16 protein-coding genes are annotated in these 17,309 nt (G+C 73.0%); 10 read left to right on the top strand and 6 right to left on the bottom strand.

Features of this window, described 5'->3' with window-relative positions:
- Positions 1-496: 496 nt before the first annotated feature.
- Positions 497-913, bottom strand: coding sequence for a hypothetical protein (locus AB0F62_RS32580; RefSeq protein WP_361807582.1), 417 nt, complete (start codon positions 911-913; stop codon positions 497-499).
- A gap of 270 nt (positions 914-1,183) precedes the next feature.
- Here AB0F62_RS32580 and AB0F62_RS32575 point away from each other — a divergent pair, with 270 nt between their 5' ends.
- Positions 1,184-1,951, top strand: coding sequence for an NPP1 family protein (locus tag AB0F62_RS32575; RefSeq protein WP_361807579.1), 768 nt, complete (start codon positions 1,184-1,186; stop codon positions 1,949-1,951).
- Positions 1,952-2,029: 78 nt separating this feature from the next.
- Here AB0F62_RS32575 and AB0F62_RS32570 read toward each other — a convergent pair whose 3' ends face one another.
- A complete protein-coding gene (locus AB0F62_RS32570) occupies positions 2,030-2,887 on the bottom strand; it encodes an aldo/keto reductase (protein ID WP_361807576.1) in 858 nt (285 codons plus the stop codon).
- 171 nt (positions 2,888-3,058) lie between these two features.
- On the opposite strand from AB0F62_RS32570, the gene AB0F62_RS32565 reads away from it, so the two are divergent.
- Both AB0F62_RS32565 and AB0F62_RS32560 read left to right on the top strand, forming a co-directional pair.
- Positions 3,059-3,934 carry a LysR family transcriptional regulator gene (locus AB0F62_RS32565; protein WP_361807573.1) on the top strand — a complete coding sequence of 292 codons (876 nt, stop codon included), beginning with the start codon at positions 3,059-3,061 and terminating at the stop codon, positions 3,932-3,934.
- Between the two features lie 148 nt (positions 3,935-4,082).
- Entirely contained in the window at positions 4,083-6,596 is a 2,514-nt protein-coding gene (locus AB0F62_RS32560; RefSeq protein ID WP_361807570.1) for an excinuclease ABC subunit UvrA, read from the top strand.
- Between the two features lie 18 nt (positions 6,597-6,614).
- Here AB0F62_RS32560 and AB0F62_RS32555 read toward each other — a convergent pair whose 3' ends face one another.
- Both AB0F62_RS32555 and AB0F62_RS32550 read right to left on the bottom strand, forming a co-directional pair.
- Complete coding sequence (locus AB0F62_RS32555; protein WP_361807567.1) at positions 6,615-7,043, bottom strand: TIGR03668 family PPOX class F420-dependent oxidoreductase; 429 nt, start codon at positions 7,041-7,043, stop codon at positions 6,615-6,617.
- Between the two features lie 30 nt (positions 7,044-7,073).
- Entirely contained in the window at positions 7,074-7,898 is an 825-nt protein-coding gene (locus tag AB0F62_RS32550) for an LLM class F420-dependent oxidoreductase (protein ID WP_361807563.1), read from the bottom strand.
- A 254-nt stretch (positions 7,899-8,152) separates the two neighbouring features.
- Between AB0F62_RS32550 and AB0F62_RS32545 the strand changes: the two genes are divergently transcribed.
- Positions 8,153-8,995, top strand: a complete 843-nt coding sequence (locus tag AB0F62_RS32545) for an aldo/keto reductase (RefSeq protein WP_361807560.1) — start codon at positions 8,153-8,155, stop codon at positions 8,993-8,995.
- Between the two features lie 23 nt (positions 8,996-9,018).
- Here the strand turns inward: AB0F62_RS32545 and AB0F62_RS32540 are convergent, their stop codons facing one another.
- Complete coding sequence (locus tag AB0F62_RS32540; RefSeq protein ID WP_361807557.1) at positions 9,019-9,621, bottom strand: TetR family transcriptional regulator; 603 nt, start codon at positions 9,619-9,621, stop codon at positions 9,019-9,021.
- A 91-nt stretch (positions 9,622-9,712) separates the two neighbouring features.
- On the opposite strand from AB0F62_RS32540, the gene AB0F62_RS32535 reads away from it, so the two are divergent.
- Complete coding sequence (locus tag AB0F62_RS32535) at positions 9,713-10,468, top strand: SDR family oxidoreductase (RefSeq protein WP_361807554.1); 756 nt, start codon at positions 9,713-9,715, stop codon at positions 10,466-10,468.
- 83 nt (positions 10,469-10,551) lie between these two features.
- A complete protein-coding gene (locus tag AB0F62_RS32530) occupies positions 10,552-11,343 on the top strand; it encodes a class I SAM-dependent methyltransferase (RefSeq protein WP_361807551.1) in 792 nt (263 codons plus the stop codon).
- A gap of 85 nt (positions 11,344-11,428) precedes the next feature.
- Here the strand turns inward: AB0F62_RS32530 and AB0F62_RS32525 are convergent, their stop codons facing one another.
- Entirely contained in the window at positions 11,429-11,971 is a 543-nt protein-coding gene (locus tag AB0F62_RS32525) for a M15 family metallopeptidase (RefSeq protein WP_361807548.1), read from the bottom strand.
- A gap of 338 nt (positions 11,972-12,309) precedes the next feature.
- Here AB0F62_RS32525 and AB0F62_RS32520 point away from each other — a divergent pair, with 338 nt between their 5' ends.
- The 4 genes from AB0F62_RS32520 to AB0F62_RS32505 all read left to right on the top strand — a co-directional run bounded on the left by AB0F62_RS32520 (position 12,310) and on the right by AB0F62_RS32505 (position 17,302).
- Positions 12,310-12,984 carry a response regulator transcription factor gene (locus tag AB0F62_RS32520; RefSeq protein WP_361807545.1) on the top strand — a complete coding sequence of 225 codons (675 nt, stop codon included), beginning with the start codon at positions 12,310-12,312 and terminating at the stop codon, positions 12,982-12,984.
- The gene (locus AB0F62_RS32515; protein WP_361807542.1) at positions 12,981-14,150 is read left to right on the top strand and encodes a HAMP domain-containing sensor histidine kinase; all 1,170 of its coding nucleotides are present in this window, start codon (positions 12,981-12,983) and stop codon (positions 14,148-14,150) included. The genes AB0F62_RS32520 and AB0F62_RS32515 overlap by 4 nt, the downstream gene beginning before the upstream one ends.
- Before the next feature lie 732 nt (positions 14,151-14,882).
- A complete protein-coding gene (locus AB0F62_RS32510) occupies positions 14,883-15,914 on the top strand; it encodes a LacI family DNA-binding transcriptional regulator (RefSeq protein WP_361807539.1) in 1,032 nt (343 codons plus the stop codon).
- A 113-nt stretch (positions 15,915-16,027) separates the two neighbouring features.
- Positions 16,028-17,302 (top strand): extracellular solute-binding protein, encoded by a 1,275-nt coding sequence (locus AB0F62_RS32505; protein WP_361807536.1) that lies wholly within the window; start codon positions 16,028-16,030, stop codon positions 17,300-17,302.
- Positions 17,303-17,309 lie beyond the last annotated feature (7 nt).

The following is a 17,309-nucleotide window of genomic DNA, read 5'->3' as shown; positions in this document are numbered from 1 at the left end:
GCTCCGCACGCCGGGCTGCGCCGACCGGCCCTCCGCCCCCACCCCAGCTGCGGAGGAGCGTGGGCGGTACACCGGCGGCAGCGGAGCGCGGATGGCCGCGGTCGAGGGAACGGGCGCCCGGCACCGTGCGCCGGACGACGAACCCGGCCGCGACAACGCCCGGCCGGCCCGGACGCCCCCGCCCGCCCCACGGCAGGCCGGTGGCGGCGAGCGCCACGTCCTCGCCCGCCGCGCTCGCCGGTACCGCCCCCGAAGCCGCGACCCGGCCGTGAGCCGAGGACCTCCCGCAGAGTGTCGTGGCCCGTGGCGGCCAGGATCGACTCCCGGACGTGAGGAGCGTGGGCGGTACACCGGCGGCAGCGGAGCGCGGACGGCCGCGGTCGAGGGGACCGGCGCCCGGCACCGTCCGCCGGACGACGAACCCGGCCGCGACAACGCCCGGCCGGCCCGGACGCCCCCGCCCGCCCCACGGCAGGCCGGTACCGCGACCCGGCCGTCAGCCGAGGACCTCCCGCAGAGTGTCGTGGCCCGTGGCGGCCAGGATCGACTCCCGGACGTCCGGGCAGTCGCGCCGCGCGGCGTCGTCGAAGTCCGCCGCGGTGCGCGGCTGCTGCTCCGGGTGCTCCTCGATCCAGCCCGCCAGGTCGATCGTCAGCGCGGCCTGCGCACCGACCTCGGAGCCGACGCTCTTCAGCTTGGGCTGCTCCTCGGCCAGGAACGCGCAGAAGGCCGCGGCGTCGACCGGGTTCCCGGTCCGGTCCTGCGCCGGGGCCCCGGAAGCGGCGCTCCTCGACGCGCTCGCGCTCGCGTCCGGCCTCGGCGCGTCGGACGACGATCCGCCGCCCGTGTTCGAGGCCCCGCCGCCGCAGGCGGTGAGCAGCAGCAACAGGGCGACGGGCACCGCGTACTTCATGGCTTCCCCCTCGTCAGGACGCCCCCACGACGTCCGGCCGACGCAATCCAACGGGATCCGGACGCGCGCGTCGCGGGGGCGGACGGGATCGGTACGCCGCGGTGACGGATTCCGGAACTCGTCACCGAACAGGCGTGACCCGGCTATTGGTTGACGCTTCATCAACGAGACATCCACGGACGCTCGACGTGTCACCGAGGTTCCGCCAAGATGAGCCGGGCATGTCAATCAGGCCGTGCTCCCCCACCGCGGTCGACCAGGAGGAAGCAAGTGAAGAGAAGCTCGCGTATCGGCAGGGTCTCGGCCGTCTTCGGCAGCGCCGTCGCGCTGGTGATCGCCCTTCCGGGTACGGCGTTCGCCGCCCCGCCCCCCGCCCTGCCCGCCAACGCGGACGGCATGGAGCAGACGTTCCAGCCGGCGTTCGACTACGACACGGACGGCTGCTACCCCACTCCCGCCATCGGCCCCGACGGCTCCATCAACCCGGGCCTGAACCCGACCGGCGCCCTCAACGGCAACTGCCGCGACCAGTCCGACCTGGACAACACCAACGGGTACGCCCGCTACAAGTGCAACAACGGCTGGTGCGCCATCATCTACGGCCTCTACTTCGAGAAGGACCAGGCCATACCGGGCATCAGCCTCGGCGGACACCGCCACGACTGGGAGCACGTCGTGGTCTGGGTGCAGAACAACCAGGCCCAGTACGTGTCCACTTCGGCCCACGGGAACTTCAACGTCTACAGCCGCGACCAGATCCGCTGGGACGGGACCCACCCCAAGGTCGTCTACCACAAGGACGGCGCGAGCACGCACTGCTTCCGCCCCGCCAACACCAACGACGAGCCGCCGGAGAACCACTACCACGGCTGGCAGTTCCCCGACCTGATCGGCTGGAACGGCTACCCCGCGGGTCTGCGGGACAAGCTCAGCCAGGCCGACTTCGGCAGTGCCGTCTTCGGGTTGAAGGACGGCAACCTCAACTCCCACCTGGCGAAGGCCAAGCCGGCGGGCATCCCCTTCGACCCCAACGCCTGACCCGCGCGACGGAACGGGGCGGCGCACCGCCCCGCCCCGTTCCGTACGGCACTCGACCGCGATCGCGACCGCGACGCCTCAGACGGTGTCCAGCTGCGCGATCTCCTCCGCGGTGAGCACGAGCTCCACCGCCGCCACCGAGTCGCGGATCGTCTCCGGACGGCTGGAGCCCGGGATCGGGATGACGACCGGCGACTTGGCCAGCATCCACGCCAGGCACACACGCTGCGGGCTGACCCCGTGGGCCTCGGCCACCCGGGCGAACGGCGCGTAGGCCGAGCCCAGTTCGCCGGCCTGGGAGATGCCGCCGAGCGGGCTCCAGGGGAGGAAGGCGATGCCGAGCCGGTCGCACAGCTCGAGCTCCGGCTCGCTGGAGCGGAAGGACGGGGAGAACTGGTTCTGCACGGAGACCAGGCGGCCGCCGAGGATCTCGTCGGCCTGCCGGATCTGCTCCGGGTTCGCGTTGGAGATGCCGGCCATGCGGATCTTGCCCTCGTCGAGCAGGTCCCGCACCGCGCCGACGGACTCCGCGTACGGCACCTTGGGGTCGGGGCGGTGGAACTGGTACAGGCCGATCGCCTCCACGCCGAGCCGGCGCAGCGAGTCCTCGCAGGCGCGCTTGATGTGTTCCGGCGAGCCGTCCAGGGTCCACCTGCCGTCGCCCGGGCGCAGATGGCCGCCCTTCGTGGCGACCAGGACCTCCGAGCCGCGCTCGTGCGAGGCGAGGGCCTTGGCGATGAGGGACTCGTTGTGGCCCACGTCGTCGGCGTTCAGGTGGTAGGCGTCCGCGGTGTCGATCAGCGTGACGCCCGCCTCGAGCGCGGCGTGGATGGTGTCGATGGACCGCGCCTCGTCCGGCCGCCCCTCGATCGACATGGGCATGCCGCCCAGGCCGATCGCGCTGACCTCGGTGTCACCGATGCGGCGAGTCTGCATGTGTCCGTGGCCTCTCTCGACGTGCGTCTCGGTTCGTGCGAACCGATGGGCGTGCCCGGCACGGCCGGATGGGGCCGCAGCCGTGCGGGCACGGGATCAAGCCTCGCCGGAGCCGCACCCACACGTCCAATAGAAGAAAGCGAACATATTCAGGAGCTACGCTTCTGAATCATGGAGCTTCGCCATCTCGAGTACTTCGTCGCGGTCGCGGAGGAGCACCACTTCACCCGCGCCGCCGAACGCCTCATGATCTCCCAGTCCGGGCTGTCCGCCTCCGTCCGCGCCCTGGAGCAGGAGCTCGGGACGCCGCTCTTCGTGCGCAGCACCCGCAGCGTGGAGCTGACCGCCGCGGGGCGGGCCCTGCTGGGCGAGGCGTCCCGTGCCCTGGCCAGCGTGCGCGCCGCCAAGGAGGCGGTGGCCGCGGTGCAGGGCCTGATGCGAGGTGTGCTCACGATCGGCACCGAGCAGTGCCTGGCCGGGGTCGACGTACCGGCCCTGCTGGCCCGCTTCCGCGGCCGGCACCCCGGCGTCGAGGTACGGCTGCGGCAGGCCGGGTCGGCGGCCCTGGTGCAGGACATCACCAGCGGCCGGCTCGACGTGGCGTTCACGGCCCTGAGCGGCCGGGCGCCCGAGGGGGTGCGGCTGAAGCCCATCACCCGGGCCCCGATGGTCCTGCTGTGCCACCCGGAGCACCGGCTGGCCGGGGCGGGCACGGCCGACTGGGCGGACCTCGGCGGCGAGGTGTTCGTCGACTTCCATCCCGACTGGGGCGCGCGCGGCCTCACCGACCGGGCCTTCGCCGCGAACCGCGTGCAGCGCCGGGTCGCCCTGGAGGTCAACGACGTGCACAGCCTGATCGACCTGGTCCACCACGGGCTCGGGGTCGCCGTCGTGCCGCAGCCGATCGCGCGCAAGGAGCACGCCGCGGGACTGCGCACGGTCGCCCTGGCGGGCGCCGAGGATCATCTGTGGGAGGTGTCCGCGGCGCTGCCCCAGGAGGACCGGGTCTCCCCCGCCGCCCGCAAGCTGCTCTCCTACCTGCCATGACGTTCACGGTCACCGTGACGTCCGCGCCGCCCGGACCGCCCTCGACGCCCGCGCCCCGGACCTGCGGACACGCCGCCGGACGCGCACACTGGTGCCGAAGGCGCGGCGGCGTCCGCCCGTTCCGTACCCCGACGCCCTCCGGAGGGGCATGAACAGCACGGCCCACGACCCGTACGTCCGGGTGCGCGGCGCCCGCGAGCACAATCTGCGGAACGTCGACGTGGACATCCCCCGGGACGCGCTGGCGGTGTTCACGGGGGTGTCCGGCTCGGGCAAGTCCTCGCTCGCCTTCGGCACGATCTACGCGGAGGCCCAGCGCCGCTACTTCGAGTCCGTCGCCCCGTACGCCCGCCGGCTCATCCACCAGGTGGGCGCGCCGGCCGTCGACGACGTCCTGGGACTGCCCCCCGCGGTCGCGCTGGAGCAGCGGCGCGGCGCGCCGACCTCCCGCTCCTACGTCGGCACCGTGACGACCCTGTCCAACACGCTGCGGATGCTCTTCTCCCGCGCGGGCCGCTACCCCGAGGGCGCCGGGCCCGTGGACTCCGACGCCTTCTCCCCCAACACGGCCGCGGGCGCGTGCCCGGTCTGCCACGGGCTCGGCCGGGTGCATCGCGCCACCGAGGAACTGATGGTCCCCGATCCCTCGCTGAGCATCGCGCAGGGCGCGATCGCCGCCTGGCCCGGTGCCTGGCACGGCAAGAACCTGCGGGACGTCACGCGGACCCTCGGCCACGACGTCGACCGGCCCTGGCGCGAACTGCCGCCCGCGGACCGGGAGTGGATCCTCTTCACCGACGAGCAGCCCGTGGTGACCGTGCACCCGGTGCGGGAGGCCGGCCGGATCCAGCGCCCCTACCAGGGCACCTTCCAGAGCGCCCGGCGCTATGTGATGCACACGTTCGCCGACTCCAAGAGCCCGGCGCTGCGCGCCCGCGCGGAGCGGTTCCTGGAGAGCTCGGTCTGTCCCGCCTGCGGCGGCAGCCGGCTCCGCCCGGAGTCGCTGGCCGTCACCTTCGCCGGGCACAGCATCGCCGAGCTCAACGCCCTGCAGCTCGCGCGGCTCGCCGAGGTGCTGCGGCCCGCCGCGCGGGGCGAGGTGGACGACCTGCCCGAGGGCCCGCAGCGGCGGATCGCCACGGCGCTCTGCGCCGACCTCGTCGCCCGGATCGAGGTCGTCACCGAACTCGGGCTGGGCTATCTGAGCCTGGACCGCACGACGCCGACGCTCTCCCCCGGGGAACTGCAACGCCTGCGCCTGGCAACGCAGTTGCGGTCCGGACTGTTCGGCGTGGTGTATGTGCTGGACGAGCCCTCGGCCGGACTGCACCCGGCGGACGGCGAGGCGCTGCTGACGGTGCTGGTACGGCTGCGGGAGGCGGGGAACTCCGTGTTCGTCGTCGAGCACGACATGGACGTGGCGCGCCGGGCCGACTGGATCGTCGACGTCGGCCCGCTCGCGGGCGAGCACGGCGGCCGGGTCCTGTACAGCGGTCCGGTGGACGGCCTGGAGGCCGTCGCCGAGTCGGCCACCCGCCGTTTCCTGTTCCCCTCCGGCCCCCCTCCGGACGCCGGGCGTACCGCGCGGGAGCCGTCGGGGTGGCTGGGTCTGCGGGGCGTGACACTGCACAATCTGCGCGGTCTCGACGTCGACTTGCCCCTCGGGGTGTTCACGGCGATCACGGGGGTGTCCGGGTCCGGCAAGTCGACGCTGGTCGGCGTACTCGCGGGAGTGCTGACGCGGCATCTGGGGTCGGCCGGCACGGCGGACGGCCCCGGAAACGGGGGCGGCACCCGGGACGGGAGCGACGGCGAGGAATGGGAGGACGGCGGGGCCGACGCGGCGTCCGTCGTGCCGGCGGGCGGTCTGGAGGCCGTGCACCGCCTGGTGCGGGTGGACCAGAAGCCCATCGGCCGCACCCCGCGCTCCAATCTGGCCACGTACACCGGCCTGTTCGACGCCGTGCGGAAGCTCTTCGCGGCCACCGACGACGCACGGCGGCGCGGCTACAAGGCGGGCCGCTTCTCCTTCAACGTCGCGGGCGGCCGCTGCGAGACCTGCCAGGGCGAGGGATTCGTCGCCGTCGAACTGCTGTTCCTGCCCGGGACCTACGCGCCCTGCCCCACCTGTCACGGCGACCGCTACAACGAGGAGACGCTGGAGATCCGTTACCGGGAGCGCGACGTCGCGGAGGTGCTGGGCATGACCGTGGACACGGCGGCGGACTTCTTCGCGGACGTCCCCGCCGTGGCGCGGAGCCTGCGCACGCTCCGGGAAGTGGGGCTGGGCTACCTGCGCCTGGGGCAGCCCGCCACGGAGCTGTCGGGCGGTGAGGCGCAGCGCATCAAGCTCGCCTCGGAGCTGCAACGGGGGCACCGCGGGCACACCGTGTATCTGCTGGACGAACCCACGACGGGCCTGCACCCGGCCGATGTGGAGCTGCTGATGCGGCAGTTGCACGATCTGGTGGACGCCGGGAACTCGGTGGTCGTCGTCGAGCACGAGATGAGCGTGGTGGCCGGTGCCGACTGGGTGATCGACCTCGGCCCGGGCGGCGGGGACGCGGGGGGCGAGGTCGTCGCCACCGGGCGCCCCGCGGATCTCGCCCGGGCGCCCGGCAGCCGTACGGCGCCGTACCTGGCACGCCGCCTCGCGGGCTGACCCCGCCCCCGCACGGCCTCATGCGGCGCGCCACCCGCTCCAGCGTCCGACGGTGACCTCCACCACCGGCCCGGCGGGCGGACGGTGGGCGTACTGCTCGTACTTGACCGTGAGCGAAGTGACGCGGCGGGCGGCCGCGGCGGACCCGGCCGCCGGCGGGAGCACGCGTGCCCGGCCGTCGGCGCGGGCCCACCACAGCAGTTCCCAGTCCTCGTCGTAGTGGTCGACGAGCAGGCAGACGGACGGGTTGGCGGTGATGTTGGCCAGGCGCTTCAGTCGGGTCGTCCGCTTGGGTTTGTGGTCGACGGCCAGCGTGATCGTGTCGCCTTCCACGGCGAAGACCACCGGCACGAGATGCGGCCGGCCGCCCGCGTCGGCGGTGGCGAGGCGGGCGACGCGCGCCGCCGCGAAGCGCTCCCGCGCCTCGGCGCCCGTCAGGGAGGGCATCGCGTCCCCGTGTCCTGTCGGCGGCGGGGGTCAGCGGAAGCGGTCGGCGAGTGCGGCCAGCCGGTCCAGATGCTCCAGCGACTCCCGCTCGGGCACCGTCGGCAGGTAAAGCAGCACCCGCTCGACACCGAGCCGCTGGTAGCCCTCGAGGTCTTCGGCGTCCCCGCGGACCCCGTACACCGTCACCGGCACCTCCCGCCCGGCCACCTCGCGCAGCCGTTCGATCCGCGGGCCGAGATCGTCGGGCGAGTCACTGTTGGCCAGCCAGGCGTCGCCGAGCGCGGCGACCCGGGGGAACGCGCCCTCGCCACCGCCGACGTAGATCGGCGGATGGGGGCGGCGTACCGGCTTGGGCCAGGCGTAGACCGGATCGAAGTCGACGAACCGGCCGTGGAACTCGGCCTTCTCCTCGGTCCACAGTGCGCGGATCGCGCGCAGACGCTCGTCGGTGAGCAGGCCGCGCGTGGCGGGGTCGGCGCCGTGGTTCCGCATCTCCTCACGGTTCCATCCGATGCCGACGCCGAAGACGGCGCGGCCGTCGGAGACCAGGTCGAGGGAGGCGACCTCCTTGGCCGTGAGGATGGGGTCGCGGTGCGGGATCAGCGCGATCCCGGTGCCCAGCAGCAGGCTCCGGGTGACGGCGGCCACGACGGAGAGCGCGACGAAGGGATCGAGGGTGCGGTAGTACATCTCCGGCAACTCGCCGCCGCCGGGGTAGGGGGTCTCGCGCTTCACCGGGATGTGGCTGTGCTCGGCGATGAAGAGCGAGTCGAACGCGCGTTCCTCCAGGGCGGTTCCGAGCGCGGCGGGGCGGATGCCCTGGTCGGTGATGAAGGTCGAGATCCCGATGTTCACGACGGCTCCGTGGGGCGGCGGTTGCGGCGGGGACTGGCTGGCACTCAAGTGCTGCCTACCCGTCCCGGGCGGTCGTGCTCGCACGTCCACCCGGGAGGAGCAGCGGACCGCCGGCGTCGCGCGCGGAGGCCGCTGGCGGTGCGAGTTGCGCGACCGGATCCGCGGTGATGGCCTGAAGGTGTGTCGTCCCGGGCGCCGGCGCGAGGGGCCCGGGCGGGCACGGGACCGGGCAGGGCGGTGCCGGGGAGGCAGGGATGGCGACAGCGTCGATGCGGACGGTCCGGCTCTCCTCCAGGGACGTCCCCGCGCTCGGGCAGGGCACCTGGTACCTCGGCGAGGACCCGGCACGCCGCCGCGAGGAGATCGCGGCCCTGCGGCTCGGCCTCGACCTGGGGATGGCGATCGTCGACACCGCCGAGATGTACGGCGGCGGCGCCGCCGAGGAACTGGTCGGGGAGGCCATCGCGGGACGCCGCGCCGAGGTGTTCCTCGTCGGCAAGGTGCTGCCCGACCATGCCGACCGCCGGGGCACCGTCGCCGCCTGCGAGGCGAGCCTGCGGCGGCTCGGCACGGACATCCTGGACCTGTACCTGCTGCACTGGCGGGGGCGGCATCCGCTGGAGGAGACTCTCGCCGGGTTCACCGAGCTGATGACCGCCGGCAAGATCCGCACCTGGGGCGTGAGCAACCTGGACCTCGGCGACATGGCCGAACTGGTCTCCCTGCCCGGCGGGTCGGCGGTCGCGGTGGACCAGGTGCTCTACAACCTCACCCGGCGCGGCATCGAGTGGGACCTGCTCCCCTGGTGCCGCCGGAACCGTGCGGGCGTCATGGCCTACTCCCCCGTCGAGCAGGGCCGGCTGCTGCGCGCCGCACCGCTGCGGGCCGTGGCCGAGAGCCTGGGGGCCACCCCCGCCCAGGTGGCGCTGGCGTGGGTGCTGGAGCAGGGCGTGGCGGCGATCCCCCGCTCGGGGCGGGAGGAGCACGTCCGTGAGAACCGCGCCGCGGCGGACCTCCGGCTCCCCCCTGAGGCACTGGACGCGCTGGACGCCGCCTTTCCGCCGCCCGCCGGACCGGTTCCGCTGGAGGTCCTGTGAGCAGCGCCGAAGCGGCGTCCGGGTCAGCCGGCGGGTGCGGCGAGAAGCCGTTCGATGCCCAGGTCGAGGGCCGCTTCCAGGTGTGTGAGCGAGCCCGTCGACATCAGGATCGACACACCGCCCTGGATGCCCGCGAGCAGCGCGGCCGCGGCGCGGTCGGGATCCAGGTCCCGCGAGATCTCACCCCGATCCTGCATCGCCAGGATGCCGGCGGTGATCTGGGCCTGCCATGAGGCGAGCAGTTCCCTGGTGACGGCCTGCGCGCCGGGCGTGGCGGGGCTCAGCTGGGAGATGAGCGTGCCGAGCGGGCACTGCCGCCCCTGCCTGCGGTAGCGGTCGACGACCGCGTCCCGCCAGTCGCGCCAGGCCTGCCAGGAGGTGAGCGCGCCGAGGTGGGGCTGCTGGTCCGACAGGACGCGGCCGGCCTCGTGCCGGGCCACGGCGAGCAGCAGTTCCTCCTTGCCGCCCGGGAAGTAGTGGAACAACTGGCTCTTGCTCGTGGCCGTACGGGCGCGGATGTCGTCCAGTGTGGTCTCGGCCGCGCCGCGCCCGCGGATCTCCTCCGCCGCTCCTTCGACGATGCGCTGCCGCGTCGCGGCACCCTTCGCCGTGAGTCGTGATGCCATGCCGCCATCCTGCCATTTTTGGACTTGCAGGTCCATTTTCGCGGTGGCACCTTTGCCGTTCCCAGCCGGTTCACGGAGAAAGGCGCGGAACATGACCCAGCGACTCACCGGGCGGACGGCCCTGGTCACCGGTTCCACCACGGGCCTCGGCGCCGCCATCGCGGTGGCCCTGGCCGCCGAAGGCGCGTTCGTCGTCGTCAGCGGGCGCGACGAGCGCCGCGGCGCGGAGGTGGTGGCGCGCATCGAGAAGGACGGCGGATCCGCCGCGTTCGTCGGTGCGGACCTGTCGGGCGGCGCCGACGCCGTCGGCCGCCTCGCCACCGACGCGATCGCCGCGGCGGGCGGTCGGATCGACATCCTCGTCAACAACGCGGCGCTGCTGCTGGCGCCCACCCCCACCGCCGACGTCCCGCAGGAGACCGTCGACCAGGCGCTGGCCGTGAGCGTGCGGTCGGTGTTCCTCCTCACCGGGCTGCTGGCGCCGCCCATGGCCGAGCGCGGCCACGGCGCCGTGGTCAACCTGGGCTCCATCAACGGGATGCGGGGCATGGCGCACTCGGCGCTGTACAGCATGACCAAGGCGGCCGTGCACTCGCTCACCACCTCGTGGGCCGCGGAGTACGGGCCGCACGGGGTCCGGGTCAACACCGTCGCTCCCGGCCCCACCCTGACGGAGAAGGTGGCGGCGATGGGGGAGCACCTGACCCCGCTCATCGCCCGCATGCCCTCGCGCCGCGCGGGCACCCCGGAAGAGGTGGCGGCGGCCGTGGTGTTCCTGGCGAGCGACGAGGCGTCCCAGGTGCACGGCGCCACGCTCACCGTCGACGGCGGATTCACCGCGGTGTAGCGGGCGGCGCCATGCGGGGGGCAGGGGCCGTCGGCGGCGGCCGCCGACGTGTGGGGGTGCCCCCCGCTTGCCACAATGAGGGCATGACCGGCACCGGTCGCTACGGCGAGCACGTCTTCCGCCCGGAGGACGCCGGGGAGGCCGACCGCATCGACCTCGCGGCCCTCGCCTACGACGACACCACCTTCGCCCGCCTGCGGCGGCTCGGGGCGGGCCCCGGCTGGCGCTGCCTCGACGTCGGCGCCGGAACGGGCACGGTGGCGCGCAGGCTGCTGCGCGAGGCCGGGGTCTCCGAGGTGGTCGCCGTCGACCGGGACGTACGGTTCCTGGAGGCGCATACCACGCCGGGCCTCACCGTACGGCAGGCGGACGTGACCGCGGACGGCTTCTCGCCGGGAGGGTTCGACCTGGTCCACGCGCGGTTCGTGCTGATGCACCTGCCGTCGCCGGAGCGGATGATCTCCCGGCTCGGCGGTCTGCTCGTCCCCGGCGGCGTCCTGGTGATCAGCGACGCCGTCGACCTCACGACCGCCACCGCGTCCGACACGCCGTACACGCTGGCGATGCGCGCCATGTGGCGGGGGCTGCGCGACACCATCGGGACCGATGTCTCGGGGGTGACCCGCTACCCCGGGCTGTTCCGGGCCGCCGGGCTCGGGTCGGTGGCGGCGGAGATCCATGTGCCACCGCTCCTGCCGGGCAGTCCGGTCAGCCGGTTCTGGGTGGAGACCTGGGACCGGGCGCGGGCCGCCATGATCGCCACCGGCCTCGTCGACGGACCCGCGATCGACGCCGCCGTTCGCTATCTGGACTCGCCACGCTGCGCCGACATCGCTCCCGGCATGCTCACCGCCTGGGGCCGGCGGCAGGAGTGACGCGGAGCGCGGAACGGTACCCCGGCGCACACCCCGGCACCCCTGCGCGGCCCCGGTGCGCCGGTGTGCCGGGGTGCCGCCGCGTCTACTCCGTCGCGTCGGTCAGCGGGACCGGGCAGGTCCCGCCCGGCGTGGCGCGCAGTTCGAAGTGCCACATCTCATTGGTGTAGATCTGGCACAGGCCGTAGCGCGCACCGTGCTGGATGAGCCAGTCGTCGGCGTCGGTCGGGCCGATGTCGACGGCATCGCCCCGCACATGGGCGGACTTCTCCGGCGTGTTCACGAACCGCCGCGCCTCGCTCAGGCTTCCGTACTTCCGCACCGCGGCGTCCAGCAGTCGCTGCTGGTGCGCCTCGCTGCGCCAGCCCGAGGTGACACGAAGGGTGACGCCGGAGCGCCCGGCGTCCTCGTACGCCTTCCGCAGCGCCTTCAGCAGGCCGGGGCTCAGTCGGGTGACGGCGGGGTACCGCGTGTCGAAGGGGGTGACGACGCGACCGGACGGGATCTCGCCCCCGTCGAGTCCGTCCCGCTCCGCCGCCGGCCCCGGAGAGGAGCGCTGGTGCCCGGCGAGCGGGGCCAGGTGGGCCAGCACCGCGAGCGCCGCAAGGGAGACGATCCCGGCCGGCACGCGGTATCCGCGCCGGCGTTTTCCTTTCCCCCCGCCTGGAGCGGCCTCAGGCCGGCCGCCCTCATCGGATTCGGTGCCGATTCCGGTGAGGGATGGAACACGGTCCGTCGCATCGTCGGCGGGAAGGTGCCGCACGGTCGCCTCCGGGTATCGCTTGGTCGGCTCGCGCCGATCGGTCGGAATGCGCTCCAGTACAGGACAGGGCGTGTTTTCGGGCCGTATCGCATTCCCGATACGCTCCCGATACGCCGCCTGCCGTTCACTGGAGGGGCGGGTCATTCCCGGCCCTAGGCTGGAGCCGGCGAAGCGGTGACCCGCACCGAGGACGGAGAGGCCGTATGCGCGTACTGGTGGTCGAGGACGAGCCCTACCTCGCGGAGGCGATCCAGGCGGGCCTGCGGCTCCAGGCGATCGCCTCGGACATCGTCGGGGACGGGGACTCCGCCCTGGAACGGCTGGCCGTCCACACCTACGACGTGGTGGTTCTGGACCGGGACATCCCGGGGACCCACGGGGACGAGGTGTGCCGCACCATCGTCCGACGGGAATGGGGCTGCCGGGTCCTCATGCTCACCGCCGCCCGCCGTCTGCACGAGAAGGTGACCGGATTCGAACTGGGCGCGGACGATTACCTGACCAAACCTTTCGCGCTACAGGAACTCGTGGTCCGCATACGCTCGTTGGCGCGGCGCCCCAGCACCGGAAATCCACCCGTTCTCGAATACGCGGGAATCCGGCTCGACCCTTTCCGGCGCGAGGTCTTCCGCGCCGGACACCATGTCTCCCTCACCCGGAAGCAGTTCGCCGTCCTGGAAATCCTCGTCACCGCACAGGGCGGCGTCGTCAGCGCGGAGAAACTGCTGGAAAGCGCCTGGGACGAGAACGCGGACCCGTTCACCAACGCGGTGCGCATCACGATGTCGACACTGCGCAAACGCCTCGGCCAACCACCCGTCATCCTCACGGAGCCCGGCGTCGGTTACCGCCTCGGCGAACCGGACGACGGGCGATGAGCGGCACCACCGCCCACCGCGGCAGAACGCTTCCCGTCCTCACCCCGGCTTCCTCGGCCGCCCCGGCGCGGCGGCCGAGGAAACCGACCGCGCGTTGGCGGCTCACGCTCACCTACGCGTTCTTCGTCGTCGCCGCCGGAACTGCCACCATGGCGATCGTCTACCTGGCCATGCGGATCATCCCCAGCTACCCGCTGACCTCGGCGAACCCGCGTGACCCAGCCGCGCCGACCCGGCGTGACATCCTGCACGCCCTGCTGCAGGCCTCCGGCTGGGCGCTGCTCGTCCTGCTGGTCATCGGTCTGGCCGGGGGCTGGGTGATCGCCGGGCGGGTGCTTCGGCCCCTACAGCACATCACCCGGGCCGCGCACCGTGCGGCGGCCGGTTCGCTGGACCACCGGATCGCGCTGCCCGGTCGCCGCGACGAGTTCACCGATCTGTCCGACGCGTTCGACCACATGCTGGAGCGGCTCCAGCGGTCCTTCGAGTCCCAGCAGCGCTTCGCCGCGAACGCCTCGCACGAACTGCGCACCCCGCTGTCGATCACCCACACCATGCTGGACGTCGCCGCCGCGGACCCCGCGGGCCAGGACTACGCCCGGCTCGTCTCCCGGCTGAGGGAGACGAACCAGCGCGGCATCGAGATCGTGGACGCGCTGCTGGACCTGGCGACCCTCGGCCACATCCAGCCGGAGACCGAACCGGTCGACCTGGCCGACACCACGGCCGAGGCCCTCGCCGTCGTCCGCGATGAGGCCGGCCGCCTCGGCATCACCGTTCACAGCCACACCCCACCGTCCCCGGCCACCGGCAACCCGGTGCTGTTGCGCCAGCTGACGGTGAACCTGCTGCAGAACGCCGTACGGCACAATCTGGCCACCGGCGGCACCGTCTCGGTGGCGGTCGGGCCCGACCCCCGCGACCCGCTCCGTTCGCTGCTGACCGTCACCAACACGGGGCCGCTCCTGCCGGACACGGTCGACACCTTCACCGAGCCCTTCCTGCGGGGCGAGGGCCGCACCGCGGGGACCGGCCCCGGCCACCGCGGCCACGGTCTGGGACTCTCCCTCGTCGCGAGCATCGTCGCCCTGCACGAGGGCGAGCTCCGGCTGACGCCGAATCCCGAGGGCGGCCTGACCGCACGGGTCTCCCTGCCGGCCGGCTGACGCCGCCCGGGCGGGCGCCGGAGGCGGCGTCACCTCACCGGCCCAGTGCGGCGTGCGGACCCGCCCGGACGCGACCAGGCTGGACGGTGGTGCAGTTGGAGGGTCCGGCACCTCCCCGCCGGTGCCCTCGTCGCCATGAGTCGGGCCCCCACCGCGATGAAGCGGCGGGGGCCTGCGGCGTCACGCACCATGCGCCGTGAGCGCGGCCGGGAACCTGGAAGAACGAGACGCGGCGCCGGCGTGCCCGAAGCCCGCGATGCGACCGCCCCCGGTGCGCGGGCACGTGTCCGGAAACACATCCGTTTCCGTCGTTCTCGCTCCGTCCGCCGCAGGTCAGCCGGTTGGCCGGACCGTGACAGCCCGCTCCGCCGCGTCCGCACTCCGGTGGTCACCGTGACGTGACGTCACGTATCCCGCGCCACACGACTACGGAACGACATCCCGACATTACGGACTTATAGCTACATACATGGCATATAACTCCCCTATCGAAAGCGGCCCCTTGACACCTCGCCTCTTGGCGGTCATGGTTCCTCACATCGCTCGTTTAAACCGGTTCAAACGCCTGGTGAACTCTTCGCTTCGCGTTGAATGCACCGGTATGCGAGTGCCAGAACGTGCTGCCTCCGGCGCCAAGGGTGCCGCCGGACGACGTGCCCCCGAGGCACGCCGGTCGACGGGACCCGCGGCACGGATGCGGCCCCCTTCCGCCGCGTACCCGGAGAGTCCGCCATGGCCCGACGCCCCACGATCGCCGATGTCGCCCAACTGGCGGGCGTGTCCAGGGCGACGGTGTCGTTCGTCCTCAACGACCGTCCCGGCGTGGCCGCGGCGACCCAGGAACGGGTACGGGCGGCGGCCGGGAAACTGGGCTGGACGCCGAGCCGCAGCGCCCGCGCGCTGTCGACGGGCCGCGCCCGGGCGGTGGGGCTGGTCCTGACCCGCGAGCCCGACCTGATCGGCACCGACCCGTTCTATCCGGCCTTCATGGCCGGCATCGAGTCCGTCATAGCCGACTCCGGCGACGGCCTGATGCTGCACGTGACCCGGCCCCGCAACGAGATGGACACCTACCGCCGCCTGGTGGACGACCAGCGCGTGGACGGGGTGTTCCTCACCGACCTGCGCGTAGGCGATCCGCGGCCCGCGCTCCTGCGGGAGCTGGGGCTCCCCGGCGTGGCCGTCGGCGCCGACGGCGGTGTCGAGGGACTCGCCACGGTGAACCTGGACGACCGCCCCGTCGTCGCGGGCGCCGTCCGCCACCTCGTCGAACTCGGGCACCGGAACATCGCGTACGTCGCCGGCCCCGACGAGTACCTGCACGCCCAGCGCCGACTCGGCGCCTGGCGGGACGCGCTCACGGAGGCGGGCCTGCCCCAGGGCCCCGTACTGCCCGGCGGCTTCACCGCCGAAGGCGGGGCGCTCGCGACGCAGGCGCTGATCACGCGGGGCGACCGGCCCACGGCCATCGTGTACGCCAACGACCTGTCGGCGACGGCGGGTATGGCCGTCGCCCAGGAGGCCGGCCTGCGACTGCCCGACGATCTGTCGGTGGTCGGCTTCGACGACGTCCCGCTGGCCTCCTGGACGCGGCCCTCGCTCACCACCTGCCGCGCCGACGCGGCCAGCTGGGGCCGCGCCGCCGCACTCGCCCTGATCGAGACGATCGAGCAGGGCACCACCCCGTACGTGGAACTGGACCCGGCCGCGCTCATGTTGCGCGGCTCCACGGGCCCGGCACCCGCCGGGACCGCACATCCCTGAGCGCGCCCATCGCGCCCAAGACGTTCTCCGCTCCCCCGGAGGGCCGTCGCCGAGGCAGGACGACGCCTCGGAACGGCCGCTTCCCACCCCTTGAGAACACGGAGCCCACCGCAATGAAGAAGACCCTCCTCACCGTCCTTTCCGCCGTCGCCTTGACGGTGCCGCTCGCCGCGTGCGGCAGCGGCGGATCGGACTCCGCCGGCGGCGGCGACAACGCCCACGGCCCCATCACCGTCTGGTACTCCAACAACGCCCAGGAGGTGGCCTGGGGCAAGAGCATGGTCGCGTCCTGGAACGCCGCCCACCCCGATGAGAAGGTGAAGGCGCAGGAGATACCCGCGGGCAAGAGCTCCGAGGAGGTCATCGGCGCGGCCATCACGGCGGGCAACGCCCCGTGCCTGATCCTCAACACCGCCCCCGCGGCCGTGCCCGGCTTCCAGAAGCAGGGCGGCCTGGTCGCCCTGGACGACTTCCCCGGTGGGAAGAAGTACCTCGAGGAGCGGACCGGGGAGCGGCTCTCCCAGTACGCGTCGCCCGACGGCAAGTACTACCAGATGCCCTGGAAGAGCAACCCCGTCATGATCTTCTACAACAAGGACCTGTTCAAGAAGGCCGGGCTCGACCCCGAGCACCCCAAGCTCTCCACTTACCAGGACTTCCTGAAGACCTCGCGCACCCTGGTCAAGGGCGGTGTGCACGCCGCCATCTGGCCGGCCCCCACCTCCGAGTTCTACCAGTCCTGGTTCGACTTCTACCCGCTCTTCGCGGCCCAGACCGGCAAGCAGCTCGTCGAGGACGGCAAGGCCCAGTTCGCCTCGCCCGACGGCGTCAAGGCCGCCGAGTTCTGGAAGACCATGTACGCGGACCACCTGGCCCCCAACGAGCAGTACAACGGCGACTCCTTCGCCGACGGCAAGGCCGCCATGGCGATCGTCGGCCCGTGGGCCGTCTCCGTCTACGGCGACAAGGTCAAGTGGGGCGCCGTGCCGGTGCCGACCGCGACCGGCGCCGAGGCCAAGGGCACCTTCAGCGACGAGAAGTCCATCGGCATGTTCACCGCGTGCAAGAACAAGGGCACGGCCTGGGACGTCCTGAAGTTCGCCACCAGCAAGGAGCAGGACGGCAAGCTGCTGGAGGCCACCGGCCAGATGCCGATGCGGCAGGACCTCCCGGCCGCCTACCCCGACTACTTCGCCTCGCACCCGGACTACAAGACCTTCGCCGAGCAGGCCGACCACACCGTCGAGGCCCCGAACGTGCCGAACTCCGTCGAGATCTGGCAGACGTTCCGCGACGCCTACACCAAGTCCGTGATCTTCGGGAAGGGCGACGTCGCCGCCGCCTTCCGCGAGGCCGCGGGCAAGGTCGACGGCCTCGCGAAGCAGTGAGTCACGG

This window comes from Streptomyces sp. NPDC026673 (genome assembly GCF_040638135.1).
GTDB lineage: Bacteria > Actinomycetota > Actinomycetes > Streptomycetales > Streptomycetaceae > Actinacidiphila.
Note: the sequence above shows the minus strand (reverse complement) of the source record. Positions and strands in the feature narration are given on the sequence as shown.

Bases quoted from the DNA above. Each gene is read 5' to 3' on its own strand.
- AB0F62_RS32580 (WP_361807582.1), bottom strand. From the start codon at position 913: ATGAAGTACGCGGTGCCCGTCGCCCTGTTGCTGCTGCTCACCGCCTGC.
- AB0F62_RS32570 (WP_361807576.1), bottom strand. From the start codon at position 2,887: ATGCAGACTCGCCGCATCGGTGACACCGAGGTCAGCGCGATCGGCCTG.
- AB0F62_RS32565 (WP_361807573.1), top strand. From the start codon at position 3,059: ATGGAGCTTCGCCATCTCGAGTACTTCGTCGCGGTCGCGGAGGAGCAC.
- AB0F62_RS32560 (WP_361807570.1), top strand. From the start codon at position 4,083: ATGAACAGCACGGCCCACGACCCGTACGTCCGGGTGCGCGGCGCCCGC.
- AB0F62_RS32555 (WP_361807567.1), bottom strand. From the start codon at position 7,043: ATGCCCTCCCTGACGGGCGCCGAGGCGCGGGAGCGCTTCGCGGCGGCG.
- AB0F62_RS32545 (WP_361807560.1), top strand. From the start codon at position 8,153: ATGGCGACAGCGTCGATGCGGACGGTCCGGCTCTCCTCCAGGGACGTC.
- AB0F62_RS32540 (WP_361807557.1), bottom strand. From the start codon at position 9,621: ATGGCATCACGACTCACGGCGAAGGGTGCCGCGACGCGGCAGCGCATC.
- AB0F62_RS32535 (WP_361807554.1), top strand. From the start codon at position 9,713: ATGACCCAGCGACTCACCGGGCGGACGGCCCTGGTCACCGGTTCCACC.
- AB0F62_RS32530 (WP_361807551.1), top strand. From the start codon at position 10,552: ATGACCGGCACCGGTCGCTACGGCGAGCACGTCTTCCGCCCGGAGGAC.
- AB0F62_RS32520 (WP_361807545.1), top strand. From the start codon at position 12,310: ATGCGCGTACTGGTGGTCGAGGACGAGCCCTACCTCGCGGAGGCGATC.
- AB0F62_RS32515 (WP_361807542.1), top strand. From the start codon at position 12,981: ATGAGCGGCACCACCGCCCACCGCGGCAGAACGCTTCCCGTCCTCACC.
- AB0F62_RS32510 (WP_361807539.1), top strand. From the start codon at position 14,883: ATGGCCCGACGCCCCACGATCGCCGATGTCGCCCAACTGGCGGGCGTG.
- AB0F62_RS32505 (WP_361807536.1), top strand. From the start codon at position 16,028: ATGAAGAAGACCCTCCTCACCGTCCTTTCCGCCGTCGCCTTGACGGTG.